The following is a 19,510-nucleotide window of genomic DNA, read 5'->3' as shown; positions in this document are numbered from 1 at the left end:
CGGTAGAAGGTTCCTTGCGCCTAAACGTCCGACGTTTCCCCTCCTCCGCGCAGATCTGGTTCTGCGCGGTGGTCGGCCTGCTGACAGCTCTCAGCCTGGCAAGTCTTGCCATCGGGGCTGCTGATCTCGGGATTGTGGAGCTGCTTCAGAGCAAGGAAGGTCTTGAACTCTTTCTGATCAGTCGTGTGCCACGAACTTGCGCGGCGATTCTGTCCGGCGCATCTCTGGCCGTGGCGGGTGTCATCATGCAAATGCTGGCACGGAACCGGTTTGTCGAACCGGCAACCGCGGGCACAGGTGAGTGCGCGGCCCTCGGACTTCTGATCGTGACGCTTCTGATGCCGTCAGGGTCGGTCTTCCTGAAGATGGCCATCTCATGCTGTGCTGCGTTCGGCGGCACGGCCATATTCTTGGCTCTTGTGCAGAAACTGCCGCCAGCCCAGCCCTTGCTGATGCCCTTGACCGGGATCATCTATGGCGGCGTCATTGCCGCCATCACCACGTTCATCGCCTACGAGAACGACCTGATCCAGTATCTCGGCATCTGGATGCACGGCGAATTTTCCGGCGTTCTTCAGGGCCGCTACGAGCTGCTCTGGGCCTCCGGCCTGGTCGCGCTCGCAGCCTATCTCTACGCCGACAGGTTCACCATCGCAGGCCTTGGCCGGGACGCAGCAATCGGCCTTGGGCTCAACTACCGCCATGTGCTGATTGTCGGCCTGGGCATCGTTGCCCTGATCACGTCCTTCACCGTGACTACGGTCGGCATGCTACCCTTTGTCGGCCTGGTCGTTCCCAACATCGTCAGCCGCTTTCATGGCGACAATGCCCGCAGAACCCTGCCGCTCGTCGCACTGACCGGCGGGACACTGGTGCTGGCCAGCGATGTGGCAGGCAGGCTGCTGCGCTATCCATACGAGATTCCGACCGCAACAGTCTTCGGCGCCATCGGCACCGGTGTCTTTCTCTGGCTGCTGTTTGCAAGGCCGGCGCATGCCCGATAGGAAACTCCTCCTCCTGGGCGCTTGTGCAGTGCTTGCGATCCTGGCCTATCTGACTTTGGGCGCGCGGGGCAACTGGGGCTTTGTCCTGTCGTTCCGGGGCACCAAACTGGCCGCGCTTGTGCTGGTGGCAGCTGCCGTCGCCCTGTCGACGGTTCTGTTTCAGACGCTCACCAGCAACCGTATCCTGACGCCCTCCATCATGGGGTTCGACGCGCTCTATCTCCTCGTCCAGACGGGCCTGGTTTTTGCGCTTGGCAGTTTCGGGTATGCCGCCCTGGCGCCGGAGACGAAGTTCGCTTTCGAAGTCATCCTGCTCACGGCCGCTGCGCTCGCCCTTTTCGGCACGCTACTCGGCAACGGTCTCCAGGATCTCTTCCGCGTGCTTCTTGTCGGGGTAATCTTCGGCGTGCTGTTCCGCAGCCTGACGAGCCTGCTGCAGCGCATGATCGACCCGAATGCCTTTGCCGTGGTGCAGGGTGCCATGTTCGCGAGCTTCAACCGTGTCGATACCGAACTGCTTGTGATCTCGGCCGGTCTCATCCTGTTGTGTTGCGTTCTGGCCTGGCGCAAGCGTCATGTCCTGGATGTCATGGCACTCGGCCGGGAGCAGGCGATCAGCCTGGGGCTCAACCACCGGCGTGAACTGTTCATCGGCCTGGCGCTCGTCACCGTGCTGGTCGCGACCTCGACCGCCCTTGTCGGACCCGTGGCATTTTTCGGCCTGCTGGTGAGCGCTCTGACCTATGAACTTCTGAAGACCCATCATCATGACAGCCTGCTGATCGCGTCGGTGCTGATTGCGGTCATCGTGCTGGTCGGCGGTCAGACCCTGTTCGAACGCGTGCTCGGCATGGGCGGCAGCCTCAGCATCGTGATCGAGTTTCTGGGGGGCCTCGTGTTCCTCTTCCTGATCCTGAGAAAGGTGCGGGCATGATCGAGATCGACAATGTCAGCTTCCACCATGGCCGCGCGCCGATCCTGAAAAATGTGTCCTTGAAAATCGCAAAAGGCGGTATCACGGCTCTGATCGGGCCCAATGGTGCCGGCAAATCCACACTCTTTGCGCTGATGGCACGCCTGCTGCCGCTGCAAACCGGACGCATCAGCTTCGACGACTTGGATGTCGTCCAAAGCCCGGCGATGAAGCTCGCCCGAAAACTGGCAATCCTGCGCCAGGATACCAGCGTCGCCTCCAGAATTTCCGTCAAGGAGATGGTCGGCTTCGGCCGCTTTCCGCATCACCTCGGACGGCCGGCGGAGATCGACCGCGAAAAGGTCGATGCGGCTCTTGAAATGTTCGATCTGACGGATCTTTCCAAACGCTTCATCGATGAACTATCCGGTGGCCAGCGCCAGCGGGTCCTGGTGGCGATGGCCTATGCCCAGGATACCGATTATCTGCTGCTCGACGAGCCGCTCAACAATCTGGACATGCATTACGCCAGGAACCTGATGCGGCAGCTTAGAAGCCTTGCCGATACACACGGCAAGACCATCGTCGTGGTCCTGCATGAAATCAACTATGCGTCGGCTTACGCGGACAGGATCATCGCCCTGAAGAACGGCGAAGTGGCCGCAATGGCCCCCACTGCCGACTTCATGCGGGAAGACACCCTCGCCGCTATCTACGACATGGATGTTCCGATCCGGGAACTGGACGGCAAGCTGGTGGCGCTTCACCATGCTTGAAAGCGCTATCTCCTGGCTCTGCCCCACAGACGGCGATTTCAAAAAAACTGGCGGCAGGATCGGTAGAAATCCGGCCGCCAGCACGATGTTCAAGGTGCCTTGGGGGCCCGAAATCAGAACTTGACTTGCGCCTTCAGCAGGAAGGAGCGCCCAGGTTCATAGAGCGGCGTCAGCACATCGGTGCCGTATTCAACTCCATAGGTCGAACGGGACGCATAAGCTTCATCGAAGATGTTGTTTGCCTCCAGCCGCAAGGTCAGGTGCGCTACCTGCTGTGGCTTGTACTCAGCAAAGGCATTGGCGACAAAATAGCCAGGCAAAGAGTTCTCACCTGCATCTTCCGTTCCATCGTAATCAAGAGCGGCATCGATGCTGGAGCCAACTGTGACACCGAAATCGGTGAAGGTGTGAACGACTTCCGCCGAGATAACCTGACCGATGGGGGCGCCAACATCGCTGGCGCTGTAGGAATCTACATAGTCGCCGTCGACCTTCAGATCGCTATTTGAGTAGGAAACCTTTACGAACCCGTCGTCCCAGGCGTAACCGGCTCCCAGCTTGAAGCCCTGAACCCTGAAATCAGTATTGTAGACGGTAGAGCTTGCGAATTCCCGGTAGTTCTCGAAGTCGGTCTGGTAAATGTCTCCGGACAGGGTAAAGCCGTTATGCGCGAACTTCACGCCCGCGATCAGGTTCTGGGAACGGACAGGCTTCAGGCCGTCATAGCTGGAGATGCTGTCGAAGATGTAGTTTTCTTCCAGATCAATACCGCCGAACACATTCGAGTATCCGGCGCTGAACGTGATCTGCTCGGTCAAATCGAAGGCAGCGAATGCATTACCGCTGAGGCCGAAGTTTTCCAGCTCGGTGCCATCGACACCTGTGAACCATTGCTGGTCGCCGCGGCCGCCGAAGGAAAGTCTTATCCTGTCTGTCGGCGACAGGCGCGCCTGCGCATAGAAACCAACATCACGTGCCTTTTCCTTGTACCCATCCGGGCTGTACAGGGCATCGGAGTATTCACTTTCCGAATTATAGAAGTCCACCCCGGCCGTGATCTTGTGGTCTTCGGAAAGATGGAAGGTGTTTTCCACCTTGCCCGACCACGTCCAGGCATTTCCGTCGCTCTCGATGTTGAGAAGACTGCCGGACCTCCTGTGATAGAAGTAGGGGATGTCGGTCGAGGACTCGCTGTAGCCGATCACCACTGCCGGATCGAACAGTCCCGTCCCATTCACATATTCATATCGTCCTGAGTAGGTCTGTTGAGTGATATCATAGAGGCGTGTCGCCGGTTCTGCTGACGGCAATCCGCCAAAGTTTGCCCGATACGGCCGCTGAGCGTCGTCCTGGACTTGCTGCGCACTGAATTCGAACCGGTGGCCTTCGCTGGACTCAAACGCTCCCTTGGCGAGATAGCTCAGGAAATCCGGTGCTGTCCCTTCCATTTCCTCGCCATTGCCGGCCGTGTAATTGTCACCATTCGCATTTTTGATATAGCCGAGTAGTTCCAACCCCTCATAGCGGACATAGCCTGCGCCGGCTTCGGTGAAAGCATTGCTGTTGGTATCATAGGAGAGCGAAGCATAGCCGCCGTAGAACCGCCCCTCCTCCAGAAGATCGCCGACATCAACCGTTTCGTAGACGATGGAGCCGCCAAGAGCACCCGGCCCGGCATCTGCCGGTGCCACGCCCGGGTCCACTCGAACAGACTTGAGCAATGTCGGATCTATGTAGTTGGTCGAATTGTGATGGAACACTCGATTGTTCTGAAGGACACCATCGACGGTTACCGCTAGATTGAGTTCATCTATGCTGTTCACATAGACCTTCTGGGTGGGACCCATGGCGCCACCGACCGAAATCGAAGCGTCCCCTGCAAAAACATCCTTCAGGTTCTGCGGGTTGGTAAGCTGAAGATCTTCCGCGGAGATGTAGATCGAATTTGCTCTGTCTGCCGCGCCCAGATGTTCGTCATTTTCTTCCGAAACACCTGGCGTCACCAGAATCGTCTGAAGCGTGGTCGCCTGCGCAGTTTCCGGAGAAGACGCAGGATCTTGTGCGCTTGCGCCCCCAGCCAAGAGCGTCGATTGTAAAACTGTGCCGGTAAAGAGCAGCGATAGACGCACGCGATCAAGCATGGCCGAATTCCCTTTTTCAGATTTTTAAGCAGCTGGTACCGGCTGAACAGCCGACTGTGGCTCGGCCGTTCCAGTGGCACGGCACGCCGCAACATATACATGAGAATAATACTCATGTAAAACAGTGTTTGAAATAATGTTTTGCACGTGCAGCCAGAGGCTTTCTCCAGAGCCAGGCTGTGTAGAAATGGCGCTCTTCTGCGGATCAGGCGAACGGGTCGCGCGCGTGTGCATGAAATCGCGACGCACTTTTCAATGCACCAAGGCCCGCCTGGTAGACGAGCCTTGGTGCATTTGACCCCATTCTATCCCGGTCGGTCAGTTCGGCGTGAACCGCATGGGCACTTCGATGTTCAACCACGCAAGACGCATGTCACTCGGGAAATTGGGCATGGGAGAAGCCCGGCGCACCATGTCCAGTGCTGCATTGTTCACTTTCAGGCCCGCGACCAGGTCTTCGGAAGGCCCGATCACGGAGACGCCGCCGCCCGCAGATGCCGCGATCGACACTTCATCTGGATCCTTCGCGAAAAACGCCGAGCCGTTGCCGTGCAGCGCCAGCGAAACGACAACGCCTGCCGCAAGGAAACGGGGGAACCTCACTTCGAGCCTCGTCTGGTAATCAGAACGATATCGCTGCGCCTGGCACCCTTGAGGTCCTTCAGAACCTTTTCCAGCGCATCGGCCTTCAGCGCTCCGTCGGCAGCGACCATGATGGGCCGCTTTCCTCGGCCGTCTCGTCCCGCTGCACCAGCCAGTCTGCAACCGAGATTTCGGTCTCCCCCGCAAAGCTCCAGCCCTCGGGATCGACGATCAGCGCACCGGTGGATCGGCAATGGCGCCGGTAAAGAAGGCCGCTGCGAGTGCTTCCATCTCGGGCTGTTCGGCTTCAATGCGGCTGTCGAACCAGCCAACAATCGCCGAGACCGGGATGGTGACCGCAAGACCGACCGCCGTCGTCAGCGGTGTGACCCAGATACCGCCGGCCAGCACGGAGGGATCGACCGCCGCTCCCGCGCCCTGTATCGCCTGGAAAGCTTCGATCATGTCGATCAGCGGCGCGGTCTGGGCGATCATATCAAGCGGGCAAAGATACGCCCGGAGCGTATTGATCCGCTGGATGCAGATACGCTCCACATCCTCCTTCAAAACGTCTGCCTGGGCTTTTCCGCGGCTGCTGCCCTGGATCGGCTTCAGCATGATGTCCGCAGCAATCGATTTGCCGCGCGCGGAGATTGCCTTGGCATCGTGCGGATGCCCGTCCAGCCAAACGGCAAGCGCCTTGCGGGCGTTGTTTAACCGGCCAACACCGAGAAATGTGAACTGCAGGACCTTGGCGGCGATCAAGGAAACATCGACAAGCGACAGGACCTCCCTGATCGACCAGTCCTGTCAGCGGCGAAAGGAAGTGCGGCAAGGCCGCGTGAATGTCTTCGGGCATAGCTCAAGCCAACTCGAAACAAGTCAAAGGATGAAGTCGATCTCGGACCGGGCGCTGATCTGCAGCTTGGGCAGACAATCTTCGGATGGGCTGCCCTCGATTTCGCAGGCCCGGACTTCGTTGAGCAAAACGCGCGAGATGCCGCTGCAGTCGCCCTTGGCAACGTCATACTGGCGCACCCGCGTCTTGCTGGCCGGCAGATCGCCGAAGTCGATCGCCGCGTAGCCGGACACGCCGTCGGACTTGTCGAACATCACCAGATCCAGCCCTAGCGCGTTGACAGGGCCGGCAAGTTCGTTGCGGATGACGAATGTCAGCCTGCAGGCATCGCCGACCGTCTCGGCGCCGTTCAACTGGATCGAAATCGTACCGGCTGGCTGCGCGCCAACGGCAGCCGCACCCAGGCAGGCCGAAACAAGAGCCAGAACCGGAACCAAAGATTTTTTCATCCTGCCGCTCTCCTGTTGGAGCATTCTCGCGGGCGTCAGTCCTGGCCGGGAGCTTCTGCCTCGCACCATGTGAGTTTCAGTTTTTCTTTCCAGGCGAACCGCTCGAGGTGATCGTCGATCACGAGTTTCATGCGAGCGATCTTCTGCTCTTCATCGGCTTCGCACCGGATGCTCAGGTGCACCGGGGAAGCCTCCATCCGGCAATGGCCGAATGGAAAGGACACCTCACCGGTCTCGGTGTCCCACTCGGCGGGAACCTTGTGTGCGAAGTGTTTGCAGAGTTGCTGGAGATATTTCGCGGCTGAGGCGGTCCTGGCCGTCGACGTGACGATAAACATTGCCCTGGCTATCCGTTCTTTACACCGAAATGGCGAGCCGGGGGAACCGGCTCGCACGAAAAAAGTTGAATTTTATATTCAGAATTTAGCCGTCGCCGTCAGGAAGAAGCTCCGGCCTGGCGAGTTGACCGGGGTCACCCGGCTTGTCGCGATGTAGCTACCCCGGCTGTAATAGGTCTCGTCGAAGACGTTGTTGACCTCGGCTCTCAAGGAAAAATCGGTTTCACCAAGCTTGGGCGCCCACTCGGCAAAGACGTTGACGACCTCATAGGCAGGGATAGGGTTTTCGAAGCCGTTGTCAGCAAGGTCTTCGTTCGAATATTCGAACGCGATTTCCGCATTTGCACCGAGGGTGAGATCCCACTGGGCAAATGTGTAGCCGGCACCCAGCGTCATGATGTCGCCAACCGGAACGGCGGCATTCACGTCGCCGAAGAGGGCAATTCGGTCGCCATATTCGACATCCGTGTGGGTATAGGCGGCGGAAACATAGGCCTTGGCCCAGTCGAAGCGGGCGCTCAGATCGAAGCCCCTGGAGGTCAGTTCGTCCCCGTTGATCCGCGAGAGGGTCGCGTAGTCATAGGCGATCGGATTCAACATCTGGACATAGAACAGATCCGCGCCGAGAGTTAGCCCGTTCCACCGGTAGGTCAGGCCGAGCTTGGCATTGTGCGCCGTCGTCGGATCGAGGTCGGCGGAATAGGTGTAGTCCTGGGCGTGATAGAGCGCTGCCTCGGCCTGCTCCAGGCCGCCGAACACATAGGAATAGCCGCCATTGACCGTCAGACCGGTGAGGATCTCGTAGCTGAGGTTGATGTTCGGCGACAGGCCGAAATTGTCGAAGGTCTGGTCGTCCACCGCATGGTAACTCTGGAAATCGGCCCGCAGACCTGCGGACACATCAAAACGCTCGACCGGCGTGACACGTGCCTGCAGATAGGCGCCGACATTGGTGATGTCTTCCGAAGCATCAGTCGTAAAGTGGAACCGCTCGATGTCGACTTGGTCATGGTAAAAATCGACGCCGGCCGTCAGTGTGCCCATGGCAAAGTGGAAGCGATTCTCGATGTGGCCGCCGATGGATTGCAGGTCGGAGTTGAAATCGCCGCTGGCCCTTGTGTAACCGGACTTGTTCGGCCGGTTCAATTTGTTGCGGTTGTAATAAAGCAGGACATCCGGATCGAACTGGCCTTCGGCACCTTCCAGCGAGTACCGGAAAGTTGTCGTGATGCGTTCGTAGAGATTGTCGTTGAAGGCAGTTCCGACAGCGCCCATGTTCGTGCGCAGGCGCCGATATCCGTCATCGCGATAATATTCGCCCGAGAGTTCGAACCGGTGTCCCTCCTGGCTCTGATAGGCCACCTTGCCGAGACCGGTCCACAGATCCGTTGCGGTACCAAGTTCTGTGAACCCCTCGCCGTCGTCGTAATCCTGGCCTTCTGCGCGGGTCAGGGTTCCAAGATATTCAAACCCTTGCGCCATACCGTAGGCGGCTGCGGTTCCGGTCAGCGTCATGGAATTGGTGTCGTAGCCGAAAGAGACAAGCGCACCGAGCTTCTGGCCTTCCTTAAGCATGTCGATAGCATCGACGGTCTCGAATGCAACGGTACCGCCAAGCGCACCGGGTCCACCGTCTGACGGCGCGACGCCCTCGTTGACCTCAACTGCCTTCAAAAAGCGCGGGTCGATGCCGAGATCACCATTGTGGTGCCAGACATTGTTCTTCTGCCTTGCGCCATCGACCGTCACGTTGAGTTTGGACTGATCGATACCGTGCACGTAGATTTTCTGCGAGGCAGGGCTGCCGCCGGCAGTAGTGACGGACGGCGTTTCCTGAAACAGCTGTTTCAGATCGACTGGCGCTTGCACTTCGATTTGCTCGCGGCTGATGTTGACGCTCTGCTCCAGCGTTTCGAATTTATCCGTGTCCTTGACGACGACGGTCTCGAGCTGCTGCAAATCCTCGGCCACGGCCTGTTCCGCCATCAAGGCAAGACTGCTGACAGACGCCGCAACGATAGCCCGCGTTGATACTCGACACTTCATATTACACCCCAACCACAGCCGTTTCACGGCACCACTAATCGTCCGCCACCCGGCATTAAACTTGACTTGAAAAGTCAGGTATTTGATAAGTGTCTTGCCGGGCTCAGACAATTCCGAATGCGTTTGCCAGTCACCCAAAGGCCTTTGCGATTGCTGCCTGCCCGCAATCCAGGTCTTTGACAGCCAGACAGACCAGCCTATCCGGGCAGTCTCCGGCTCAATTCTTTGCGAGAAACGTCACAGGTATGTTTGTTCCAACCGATCACCACCGGCACTATGTCACCAAGGACGACCTGATCCGTCAGCCGGAAGCCCGGCCTGTAAGGTGGCTCGGGCCGCGGCTGGAGACAAACGACCAGGTATTGCGCGGTGCCATTGATTTCGTGAAGATCGAACACGGCCTGTCCGTGCATTTTTCCAACGCGGAAGATCTGCATGACTTGAAGATTGAGTCCGATACCGAACCGCGCCTCAGCGTCTCGCTGTTTCTGGAAGGCGCGATTGAGGCTTATGTCGGACCGTTCCGTGTGCCGACGGCAACTTACAATGCTCAGTCAAGGCACTGGCAACCTGTGGCGACACTCTACTCTCAGATCCGGCCGGAAAAGTTTGTCCGGCAGGCGCGCCGCGGCGTTCGGCTTAAGAAGGTTATCATTTCGGTCTCTCACGCATGGCTGCAGTCGTATCTCGAACCGTCCGACAGCGACTATGTCAGTTTCCGGAATTTTACCGCAGAACACATGGCAAGTTTGAGCTGGCACCCGAGCAGTCACGCGATCAGTCTCGCCGAACAGATCATCGCCGCGCCGAGCCGATCGCCGTTCCAGCACCGGCTTTATATTGCTGGACGTGTCTACGGCCTTCTGGAAGAAGCCTTCCGACAGTTTTCGGAACACCGGCCGGATCAGGAAGCTACGGTCCAGGGCGGTGGCCAGGACCGGCAGCGCCTGCAAGCCGTGGAACATTTTCTCAGCGGCCAGAAAGGCCATTGGGTAACAGCCGAAGAACTCGCCCACCAAATCGGGATGAGCCAGAACTCCCTACAGCGACTGCTGTCGCGTAGCTATGGCTTGTCGACTTCCCGTTTCATCCGCCGGTTCATGCTGGAAAAAGCACGCGAAGCACTTGAACGGGACGCGGTCTCAATTGCGGAGGCGTCCCATCTTGCCGGCTATTCGTCACCGGCCAATTTTTCAACCGCGTTCAAGCGGGAATTCGGCCTTTCGCCAAAACAGGTGACATGACGTGCCAAGCGTTCGCGGAGTAAAAAATCCGGCAGCTTGCGCATACAGCTCGACAGGTATTGGGGAACGACTTGACGAACCAAAATCAACCGAACAATGACAAACGCACGCGTGTCACCATCAGGGAGGAAGGACTCTCCAGAGACGAGCAGAGCGTACTCTGCGCCGTCAGACTGATCTGCATGAATTATTCCAACCCTGCATGTTTCACATGGGAAAGCGCCCTGGAAACCTGCGAACGAGATTTCGGAGCCGAACGCGGTCCACAGATCGGAATGGTAGTGATGAAATGCATGCGCGCCCTGCGCATGACCCGGACCAGTGGCTTCAACTTCACCAATCTGGCCTGCCCCTGCTGTCGGGAGAAACTGTCCGATCACGAGCTCGCCTTCATGCGGCTGCTGACGGCCCAGCGAACTGGCAACGGGCTTTCCCGCCAGACGCACGCGCTTATCCTGTGCGAGGGAGCCGACGCGAGCCGATTGCTCGGTCACATGGAACAGTTGGCAATCCTGTTGGCTCAACATACCGAGGTGATCAGGCAAGTCCCAGTAAGGCCCCCAAAGCTTAAGTTCAGGTTTTCAAGCTAGAAAGTTTCAACCCCAGCCGCGCGGTCTCGGCTTGCCCGCCTCCGGATCTTGTCGCATGTGTTCGCAATCCTGGTCCAGCCAACTCTTGCGGTAAGTGCTTTGATAAGCAGGCCTGGCATCCAGCATGAAAGCCGACTTGCAATTGTATCGCCGGGCGACCTTCCGGAACATTTCAGTGTGCAGTCCTGTTGCTCACATGCCATGTGGGCGCCCACCCTGTCCAGCCAGCCATATCGGCTAGCTGCGCTACCTTTCGCTATTCGTAGCGGCTGCAAAAAGCAGCCATCAAACCGTCTGTTGGGAGCGCCAGTGCCTCTTGCGAGAACTCTTTCAACAAGGCCAAGGTCCTTCATTGGCGAGGGCTGTTGCGAAGCTTCGAAGTCGTCGAGTTTGCAACACTCGAATGGGTTGACTAATTCAAACAACGGCGCTCGCTGAAGCCTATAGGAAACACATCCTGGCTGAGTGAAGGAACAATATTACGCCATGCTGGATCAAACGGCTGCAGCCGAATAACGTAAACCAAACTGCCTCAGGCAAGGTTGGGGGCAATTTGGTATTTGCATGGCCTGCCGAAGCACTTGGACTTTAGCCGGATTGATGCCATGGTCCGCCCCACCAGACTGGACCACTCTGGTGAGGCAGATCATCCGGTATTCCGGGACTTATTTTGAAGCGGCTGTACGATTGCAATCTCTGAAGAGAACGGTCGGGTTGCGGGCTGATAGGTTTCGAGGAAAATGCAACGAAAACACTATAAAAAACTGCTGCGGAGCGCTTTGCGCTTTACTTCTTCCACAGCAGAGGCAGAGGATCTGGTTCAGGATGCCCTGCTAATAGCGGTCGAGCATGATCGATTCGACCTGACCCAGCCGTCGAACCAATCGTGGTTGCGTGGCGTTATACGCAAGCAGGGTGCAATGAAGGTTCGCTCCGCCATTCGTCGTCGCAGGCGTGAAGACTATTTCGCGCAAATCCTGGCGACGCCGGATTGCCAAATCCAGCATTCAACTCTCCACGAGTTTGTCACAGGTTTGCCGCGATCACTGAGGCAGACCGTCCTCCTGCTGGTATCGCTACACTCGAAGGACGAAATCTCTTGGTTGCTTGGGCTAAGTGACACGGCTTTCCGCAAGCGGATTAGCGATATCCGACGACTATGGCGATTGAACTCAGCTGATAAGTTACAACCCGCCGTCGGCCTTACGGGTGACCTTGCCTATGGCATTATTCGACAGTCATTACTTGCTCGCATGAGGCAACCTGGCAATACGCAAAGGACCCTGGGCACACACGATCCAGATGGGCATCTGATTCAAATTTCCTCACAAATCAAACTCATGCGGCAACCAATAAAGTCGTAAACTTGAAACAAGGGAAACTTCAATGTTCGCAAACGTCCGCATCGGCAACATTTGCTACTACGTCAAAGACATCACAAGAACCGAGGCATTCTATCGTGACACCCTGGGACTGGAAGTGACCAATATGGGAGACGATGGCTCTGGAAACGACTGGCTACTTGCAACCACGTCAAATGGTCCTGATCTCATTTTCTTCAAGAACGAAAGCAGACCTGGAAATTCACCGATCATAGTTTTTGATCTCGCCGAAGGCGGCATTGACGCGGCAATCAACTCGCTCATCGAGAACGGCACAACCATTGTCACACCCGTGAGCCATGCGCCTGGCGGCTGGTCAGCAGAATTTGAAGATCCAGATGGACATGTCATTTCCATGTACCAATCGGAAGATACCCCACGCTAGACTAGCGTGCGAACAAGGCAAAGTGAGCGCTAGCGCAAAACATTTTCTCTGTTGTCTACTCGATACGTCCCAGCGAATTTCGTCCATGACCTGGATCGGCATCAGCGACGGATAAGGTTCGTTGGGATCGCTAAACCACAGCCGCAGAACTCCCATCGCGCCAGAACATTATGATGGTCGATCTAAGCTCGGCACAAGTTTCGTGGCAACTCGCAAAGTTGGGCAAGACTTGTTGTTGGCATTTTTCGCGTGCGTCTTTCGACGCTTGATGGCATCAGAACCACGAGTTTCCGATGCGCGAAAGGTGGTGCAAGTTCTTGTTCGAACGGATCGCGATGCTGGTTGCCTTTCCCACCCATATTGAAGTGATTGCACTTCTCTTGCGCCAAATACCCTGTCGTATCGCGGTTATCAACGCAATTACCCCCTTGAATTAAAGCTAACTTCAACTTGTAGAAAGGAGTCGTGAATTCAGCGAAGGGACGCTTAGATGACCCATACACAAACTTCGACGTCATACAAAAAATCTACCGTTGACAATGCAAGCTGGCGCGAGTGGGCCGGTTTGGCCGTTCTCACTCTACCGACACTGATACTGGCCATGGACATGACGGTATTGCATCTTGCAGTGCCTACGATTAGTGCGTCGCTTGAACCTTCCGGTACTCAGTTGCTCTGGATTGTAGATATATACGGGTTCATGATCGCGGGCTTCCTGATCATCATGGGCAATATCGGAGATTGGATTGGTCGACGGCAGTTGCTTCTCCTAGGTACAATGGCTTTTGCCGTAACCTCGATAATTGCAGCCTATGCACCCAATGCCGAGTTACTGATCGCTGCAAGGGCCGTTCTTGGCGTCGCCGGGGCTTGCCTGATGCCGTCGACCCTTTCCCTGGTCCGCAACATGTTCAAGAATTCCACAGAACGGACAAAAGCCGTCTCGATCTGGATGATGAGTTTCATGGTAGGGACCGTGATTGGTCCCCTGGTCGGCGGTCTGATGCTTGAATGGTTCTGGTGGGGGGCGGTGTTTCTGCTGGCCGTGCCATTTATGGTGGTCATCCTGGTTCTTGGGCCGAAGCTGTTACCGGAGTATCGGAACGAACGGAAGGGTGGCCTGGATCTGCTTTCTTCGGCTCTGGCCATTTCCGCCATCCTCTTGATCGTCTTCGCACTCAAAGAAGCCACCAGGGAAGGGTTGGCGTGGCCCGTGGTCATTGCAGGTGCTGTCGGGTTTGGCATCGGAACGGTCTTTATGTTTCGCCAGAAGCATCTTGAAGAGCCGTTGCTCGATCTAGACCTTTTCCGATATCAAGGTTTCTCGGCAGCGCTTGTTTCGCTGACCCTTGCGATTTTCTCGATCGGAGGGTTAATGTTCCTAGTATATCAGTATTTGCAATGGGTTATAGGGCTGTCACCGCTAGAGGCCGGGCTCTGGCTGTTGCCCTCAACCCTAGCCGGCCCGTTCGTTTCATTTGCGGTTCCCACGTTCGCACAGCGCGTGGCTCCCAATCGTCTCATCAGTTTGTGTCTCGCCCTCGGGGCGGCCAGTCTTGCCACACTTGTGTTGATCGGATCGCTGCACGAGCTTGCCGTCATCGTCGTCGGAATGACGCTTCTAAGTGCCGGACTTGCTCCCGTAACCATATTGGGAACAGACCTGATCATCAGCGCTGCACCTGCCGAACAAGCCGGGGTTGCGTCGGCCACCTCGGAAACCGGTACCGAACTCGGCATGGCTCTAGGAGTTGCCGTGTTCGGAAGTCTGGCAGCAATGATCTACAGTTCGGGCTTGGAAAAGGCAGTCAGTGAGGAGGTTCCCATTGAACTCAGCACACGTGCGTCGGAAACCCTTGGGGCGGCGATTGCCATTGCGCAGTCGGTCGAAACAAATTTGGCGTCGGAGTTAGTCGAAGTGGCACGGCAGTCATTTGCGTATGCATTTCAGGTATCTGCGGTTATCGCCGCTGCGATCCTGGGTGTAACCTGTGTTGTGGCACTACGATTTCTACCTAGCGAGTGTAGAGCAGAAACCGAACAGGTCGACGCGAGCGGATCAAATCCTGACACTTGAAGATTATCAACCCTCACACGCAATTTCTAGCCGCCGGACGCGTCGTCGGAGATCCAGGCGCGCGGTCCGGCACCTTTCTCCGCAAACCGATCTCCAGGATTTATGATCTTGCAATCTTTCAAGGAAAGACAACCGCATCCAATGCAACCGGCCAAGCCAGATTTCAATTGCTCCAACTGTGCAATCTGTGCCTCGACGCGTTCGGTCCACTTTCCCGTCAGCTTTTCCCAGTCCTTGCCCGTTGGAACATGATCTGTGGGCAGTTTGTCGAGTTCTGCCTTGATCTCCTCGAGCCGCATTCCAAGTCGTTGCGCAAAAACAATGAAGGCTAAACGGCGGAGAACGTACCGTGGGAAACGCCTGTGTCCAGAATTTCGTCGTTCGGAACTTATGAGGCCCTTCTGCTCATAATAGCGCAGTGCAGAAGCGGCCAACCCGCTTCGACGAGCTATCTGTTGAATCGAGAGCGTCGTTTCCATTAAACGAAATGTAGAGTTCCAGAATTGAAGTTCAATATCACTTCATGTTTGCAAAAGGCCTGTGATCCTGATTTCGTCCGGAAGACTCAAGCCCGCCCAGGGGCACGTTGGGTCGCACTGCAACACCCTGAACGGAGCAAGCTTGTAAGCGAGGAAATTCGAGGAAGCAGCGCATGACACTTCGCTGAATGAACTCGGATCCGCGTTTCCGCTCAATGCTCTGATGCCACCTCACAGAAGACGTGCAAACAACTTTCTTAGCTCATGGTTTTCTGCCCGAAGCAGCGACTTCAACATCGCTGTCAGTGGATGATTTTACGCCACCAGCTCAGCCAGTACATCGGGGGGTGTCGCTTGGGACGTGACGCTGTCTGGCTGCCATTTTTGTTTCTCGTCGTCAGAACCTTCAAACGAAGAGGCGCAACCCGCAGCCGTGCGATCGATTTCGTCCTGACCCTGGTTTGTCTGAGGCTCTACAGTAGTTTGTGGCAACGCCTACATTATACGCGGCACAGGCGGCGGGGACTGAGGCTGCTTTGCACTCTACGGCGTTGAGCTTCACCGGAGCTGCAGCAGTTACGCGCCTTGATTTCGCTGTTCAAAGTCTGAAACAAAAGTAGCGGTTCACTCCACGTTGTGTGTGGTTCTCAACCAATCTGCCGGTTAAGCTTGCCTGCATCCGCGCAGATCTGCGGATACTCATTTGGCGCAACGGGAGCCTGGTGACTATGAAGTGTCTTCTCGCCGTTCTGACAAGTCTTCTTCTGTCCTTCATGGCGTCATCGTCTGCCGAGGCTGCACAGAAGGTGGCACTGATCATCGGCAACTCGCACTACCTAAATGTTAGTCCTCTCGACAATCCGGTCCGCGATGCCGATTTGGCGGGCCGAACGTTTTCAGCCCTCGGTTTCGAGAGTCAGGTGGTTCTGGATGCCAACACGGAGAGTCTGCGGCAAGCCCTTCGAAATTTCCAAACAGCTTCGAAAGGGGCGGAGGTCGCTGCCATCTTCTTTGCGGGCCACGGGGTACAGGCGGGCAACGTAAACTACCTGCTGGCAACAGACACGGGCGCCGAAAACAAGGCAACTTTCGAGAACACTGCCGTACGAATGGAAGAATTTCTGGCCGCTTATGCGCAGAGCGCGAAGGTCAAGCTGCTCATTGTCGATGCTTGTCGCGACAACCCGTTTGCTTCCACTCGTTCGCTCGAAAAGATCTTTGATCCCAGCGCGAAGGGGTTGTCCCGGGTCAACCATCAGCTTCAGGATCTGATGGTGATCTACTCCGCTCAGCCGAACCACCGGGCATATGACGGCGAGGGCAATAACAGCCCGTTTATGGAAGCTTTCTCTTCTGTTTTGACAGCCAAAGAAAACGTGCAGTTGAGCGATGCACTGATCGACATTACCAATTTTGTGCGCACCAAAACGGCGAACAAGCAGCTGCCCTATACCGAAGGCACGCTGTCCGTTCACGTGCAACTTACCCTGGAGCAGCCTCTGGAAAAGGCCTCGGAAGAGGATGTGTGCCCGGCAACAGGAAAGGTGATCGCTCTAGAACGTGTCGATGACTATCTGGAATTCGACACTGGACCAGAAAGCCTGATCATCAATGATGCGGGTAAGCCGGTATTGGAAGTCTGCCTTCGCGAAGGGGCAATCCTGGTTCACGGAAGTTACGACGAGATCTTCTCTGCCGCGGACCTCCGAAACTCGGAAAACGAGGGCTCCGGCTATTACTTCAAGACGCAGGAGGGCAAAGACGCCCACTTGTGGCTTTACGCCGATCCGGACGACCCAAATGCCGCGGCTCAGGTCGGGGTGTATGTAGGTGACCAAGAGGTCACCTGGATTACTACCGGCTGGGTATTCTGATCAGTTACTCGCAATAGATGGCGACGCGGGGGCGCACGCCCTAGCTCATATCGACCTGGTCGGATATCGAAAGACACCCGACCAGGCCATTTTGTTGCAATGAATGCACGGAACCATCGACCGCTAATAATGTCTTAACAATATGTAAATAATAACAACTAACCCTACGGAAATAAACTGACTGACAGTTGAGACCCCCAAGTCTTCGCGCGCTCCTTGAATTCTCGATAAGTCATTATTGAAAAATAACAAATCTGACATTTCTCTCATTTTTTAGATTTTAATCCTGGTATTGCAACGCGTTTAATTTTCAAAAAATGATTTAGATAAAATGTTTTACATATAAAGTTAATAATAAATAAAAACTGAAACACACCGAACATCAATTGTACCTTGAAATAAAAACTCGTAATTTTGACAAATTTATACATTCACGAAGTTACGGTAATATATTTAGGCACCTTTGATCATGTGTACTAGAACTGCAGCGTGCTCTTAAGATATTCGCCTGACAATCGAGCACGCTGCTTTTTCATTCCGAAACAGTTTCCAAGCGACACCCCACAAAAAATAGTTTGTGGGGTACAAAAGATGGTACGCTTACCCCACAGAGAAAATTATGTGGGGTAAATATGTCCATGAGCTATCATAGCTCAATCGGCGTTGCAGCTTGGACTGACCTGCGACGATCTTTGATTGACCGTGCTGTTTCAGACCTCCGAGGAGTGCCTCGATCGAAAATCATCGGCAAGAAAACCTACTGGTATGACCACTTTCGCATCGGCAACAAAACTGTCGATCGTTACATCGGAGAAGACACCCCCGAGCTGCGCAACCGATTGAATCGGCAAACTGAAATCGCGGATGCTGCCAAGCAGGCAAATCTCGAGCGAGCCAGGTTGATGCGTGTGCTGCGAGCCGAAGGGTATCTCTTCGCGGATGTAGGCTCCGGTCAGGTTGTCTCGGCAATGGCGAAAGCCGGTGTCTTTCGGCTGGGAGGTACGATCGTCGGCACGCATGCCTTTCGCTGTTATGAAGGAGAGCTTGGCGTCCGGATTGGTTTCGATCAATCGGCAACAACAGACGATATCGACATCGCGAGTCTTGAGCGCTTGTCCCTGGCTCTCGCCGATACAGCCGAACCGCCGTTGCAAGAGGTCTTTTCCGAACTTCAATTCGATCCGCTGCCAACGCTTGAGAGCGGCAAAACCTGGCGTTGGCGGCAGTCAAATCGCCAAACGTTGGTAGAATTCCTGACACCTTCATTTGAAGAGGACGAGGGCATCCGCGATCTTCCCGCCCTTGGGGTCAACGCTCAAAGTCTGCATTTTCTCAATTACCTGATTGCCGACCCAATTCGAGTACCCTTTCTGTATAGATCCGGAGTGTTGGTGCAAATCCCGAAGCCGGAACGCTTTGCAGTTCACAAGCTGATTGTCGCTGACCGAAGACAAGGCGGACCGGACGCGCTCAAAGCACACAAGGACCGCGCACAGGCGGCATTTCTAATCGAAGCCTTGAGCGAAACCAGACCCGACGATCTGGTCGAAGCGTACCAGCTGGCGATTGAATCCGGTTCAGCGTGGAGAACAAGGATCTTGGCGAGTCTGCAGCGAATGCCAACCACAGCCAAATTGCTTCAGTCAATGCAATGAGTTCGTACACTTGCAGGTTCAATCCCGGAACGCCGGTAATCACGTGGCCGAAGGCAGTTGTGCCAACGAACGAATTGCCGACGTTTCTTTGACGGATTTGTCACGGCACCTCCTTGTGCAGGTAGGACCAGTAGACCCGAACATCAGATCGATTGCGTATGGTGGAGCTTCAGTTGTTTGCCGGATCCGTTTCAGCCTCGAACGCCAGAATACCAACCCGTACACAGGCCCAGGCTGTCGGCAACAAGATCACCGCATTTAGAATGGCAAATGGGACCAGCGAAAGCCTGAAATACCCAGCCAACGCCCATAGAATTAGGAATGCGAAGGTGAGGAGTAGCGTGTCGACCAGAACGACTGCTGACACAAAGCCAAACATAGTGCCAAAGGTGATCAACCGTTCCGGTTGCTCACCCTCATTGTCTTCAATTTGAGAGGACATGATTACCATCCAGGAGATATCTGAAATCTAGCGAGAAGGATTTCCTACTTCGCTAAAGTTCAGCATTCGATCGGTCGCCGACCGTCTAAGCTTTCAGATAATTCGCTTCTGACCACGCTTCTATTAGACTAAAAAAAGAATTTCTGCGTCATCTTCGGTCAAACATTTGACTTTATTTGCGAGAGCAAGTCGTTTCCTCTAGCTTGTTTTTTCTGACGGAAGTAGGTTGGCGGTTAGTGCAGAGGTTTTTCTTAATCAGCCACTTGCAAAGCCG

The 19,510-nt window shown here is 55.6% G+C and carries 18 protein-coding genes; 9 read left to right on the top strand and 9 right to left on the bottom strand.

The genetic code is table 11. From position 1 onward, the window contains the following. Positions 1 to 14 precede the first annotated feature (14 nt). Genes FIV03_RS28875 through FIV03_RS28865 form a run of 3 tightly spaced genes read left to right on the top strand, consistent with a single transcriptional unit; the run spans position 15 to position 2,693 of the window. Complete coding sequence (locus tag FIV03_RS28875) at positions 15 to 1,004, top strand: iron chelate uptake ABC transporter family permease subunit (RefSeq protein WP_286202344.1); 990 nt, start codon at positions 15 to 17, stop codon at positions 1,002 to 1,004. Continuing rightward, positions 994 to 1,938, top strand: a complete 945-nt coding sequence (locus FIV03_RS28870) for an iron chelate uptake ABC transporter family permease subunit (RefSeq protein WP_152512249.1) — start codon at positions 994 to 996, stop codon at positions 1,936 to 1,938. The genes FIV03_RS28875 and FIV03_RS28870 overlap by 11 nt, the downstream gene beginning before the upstream one ends. Then, on the top strand, positions 1,935 to 2,693 hold the full coding sequence (locus FIV03_RS28865; RefSeq protein WP_152512248.1) for an ATP-binding cassette domain-containing protein: 759 nt from the start codon (positions 1,935 to 1,937) through the stop codon (positions 2,691 to 2,693). The genes FIV03_RS28870 and FIV03_RS28865 overlap by 4 nt, the downstream gene beginning before the upstream one ends. A gap of 113 nt (positions 2,694 to 2,806) precedes the next feature. On the opposite strand, the gene FIV03_RS28860 is transcribed toward FIV03_RS28865, so the two are convergent. The 6 genes from FIV03_RS28860 to FIV03_RS28835 all read right to left on the bottom strand — a co-directional run bounded on the left by FIV03_RS28860 (position 2,807) and on the right by FIV03_RS28835 (position 9,108). Continuing rightward, positions 2,807 to 4,834 carry a TonB-dependent receptor gene (locus FIV03_RS28860; protein WP_152512247.1) on the bottom strand — a complete coding sequence of 676 codons (2,028 nt, stop codon included), beginning with the start codon at positions 4,832 to 4,834 and terminating at the stop codon, positions 2,807 to 2,809. Positions 4,835 to 5,152: 318 nt separating this feature from the next. After that, positions 5,153 to 5,437: a hypothetical protein gene (locus tag FIV03_RS28855; protein ID WP_152512246.1), complete on the bottom strand. Its 285-nt coding sequence runs from the start codon at positions 5,435 to 5,437 to the stop codon at positions 5,153 to 5,155. A 210-nt stretch (positions 5,438 to 5,647) separates the two neighbouring features. Then, a complete protein-coding gene (locus FIV03_RS28850; RefSeq protein ID WP_286202343.1) occupies positions 5,648 to 6,181 on the bottom strand; it encodes a MotA/TolQ/ExbB proton channel family protein in 534 nt (177 codons plus the stop codon). Positions 6,182 to 6,298: 117 nt separating this feature from the next. Beyond that, the gene (locus FIV03_RS28845) at positions 6,299 to 6,724 is read right to left on the bottom strand and encodes a hypothetical protein (protein WP_152512245.1); all 426 of its coding nucleotides are present in this window, start codon (positions 6,722 to 6,724) and stop codon (positions 6,299 to 6,301) included. 35 nt (positions 6,725 to 6,759) lie between these two features. Continuing rightward, positions 6,760 to 7,062: a DUF2218 domain-containing protein gene (locus tag FIV03_RS28840; RefSeq protein ID WP_152512244.1), complete on the bottom strand. Its 303-nt coding sequence runs from the start codon at positions 7,060 to 7,062 to the stop codon at positions 6,760 to 6,762. Between the two features lie 78 nt (positions 7,063 to 7,140). Continuing rightward, positions 7,141 to 9,108: a TonB-dependent receptor gene (locus FIV03_RS28835; protein ID WP_152512243.1), complete on the bottom strand. Its 1,968-nt coding sequence runs from the start codon at positions 9,106 to 9,108 to the stop codon at positions 7,141 to 7,143. Positions 9,109 to 9,353: 245 nt separating this feature from the next. On the opposite strand from FIV03_RS28835, the gene FIV03_RS28830 reads away from it, so the two are divergent. Continuing rightward, a complete protein-coding gene (locus FIV03_RS28830; RefSeq protein ID WP_152512242.1) occupies positions 9,354 to 10,352 on the top strand; it encodes a helix-turn-helix transcriptional regulator in 999 nt (332 codons plus the stop codon). On the opposite strand, the gene FIV03_RS28825 is transcribed toward FIV03_RS28830, so the two are convergent. Then, positions 10,280 to 10,897, bottom strand: a complete 618-nt coding sequence (locus FIV03_RS28825; protein ID WP_152512241.1) for a hypothetical protein — start codon at positions 10,895 to 10,897, stop codon at positions 10,280 to 10,282. The genes FIV03_RS28830 and FIV03_RS28825 overlap by 73 nt on opposite strands. Positions 10,898 to 11,682: 785 nt before the next feature. Here FIV03_RS28825 and FIV03_RS32080 point away from each other — a divergent pair. The 3 genes from FIV03_RS32080 (at position 11,683) to FIV03_RS28810 (ending at position 14,786) form a co-directional block, all read left to right on the top strand. Continuing rightward, positions 11,683 to 12,306 (top strand): sigma factor, encoded by a 624-nt coding sequence (locus FIV03_RS32080; RefSeq protein WP_152512240.1) that lies wholly within the window; start codon positions 11,683 to 11,685, stop codon positions 12,304 to 12,306. 22 nt (positions 12,307 to 12,328) lie between these two features. Continuing rightward, a complete protein-coding gene (locus tag FIV03_RS28815; RefSeq protein ID WP_152512239.1) occupies positions 12,329 to 12,709 on the top strand; it encodes a VOC family protein in 381 nt (126 codons plus the stop codon). Between the two features lie 490 nt (positions 12,710 to 13,199). Beyond that, positions 13,200 to 14,786, top strand: coding sequence for an MFS transporter (locus tag FIV03_RS28810; protein ID WP_152512238.1), 1,587 nt, complete (start codon positions 13,200 to 13,202; stop codon positions 14,784 to 14,786). Positions 14,787 to 14,812: 26 nt separating this feature from the next. Here FIV03_RS28810 and soxR read toward each other — a convergent pair whose 3' ends face one another. Further along, positions 14,813 to 15,265: a redox-sensitive transcriptional activator SoxR gene (gene soxR / locus FIV03_RS28805; RefSeq protein ID WP_152512237.1), complete on the bottom strand. Its 453-nt coding sequence runs from the start codon at positions 15,263 to 15,265 to the stop codon at positions 14,813 to 14,815. A gap of 806 nt (positions 15,266 to 16,071) precedes the next feature. On the opposite strand from soxR, the gene FIV03_RS28800 reads away from it, so the two are divergent. Continuing rightward, positions 16,072 to 17,139 (top strand): caspase family protein, encoded by a 1,068-nt coding sequence (locus FIV03_RS28800; protein WP_173014019.1) that lies wholly within the window; start codon positions 16,072 to 16,074, stop codon positions 17,137 to 17,139. Positions 17,140 to 17,771: 632 nt separating this feature from the next. Continuing rightward, entirely contained in the window at positions 17,772 to 18,794 is a 1,023-nt protein-coding gene (locus FIV03_RS28795) for a GSU2403 family nucleotidyltransferase fold protein (RefSeq protein ID WP_152512236.1), read from the top strand. A 169-nt stretch (positions 18,795 to 18,963) separates the two neighbouring features. On the opposite strand, the gene FIV03_RS28790 is transcribed toward FIV03_RS28795, so the two are convergent. Beyond that, positions 18,964 to 19,236, bottom strand: a complete 273-nt coding sequence (locus tag FIV03_RS28790; protein WP_152512235.1) for a hypothetical protein — start codon at positions 19,234 to 19,236, stop codon at positions 18,964 to 18,966. Between the last annotated feature and the right edge of the window lie 274 nt (positions 19,237 to 19,510).

This window comes from Labrenzia sp. THAF187b, assembly GCF_009363375.1.
In the GTDB taxonomy this organism is placed as follows: Bacteria; Pseudomonadota; Alphaproteobacteria; order Rhizobiales; family Stappiaceae; genus Roseibium; species Roseibium algicola.
This window is presented reverse-complemented; position numbering and strand designations above follow the sequence as displayed.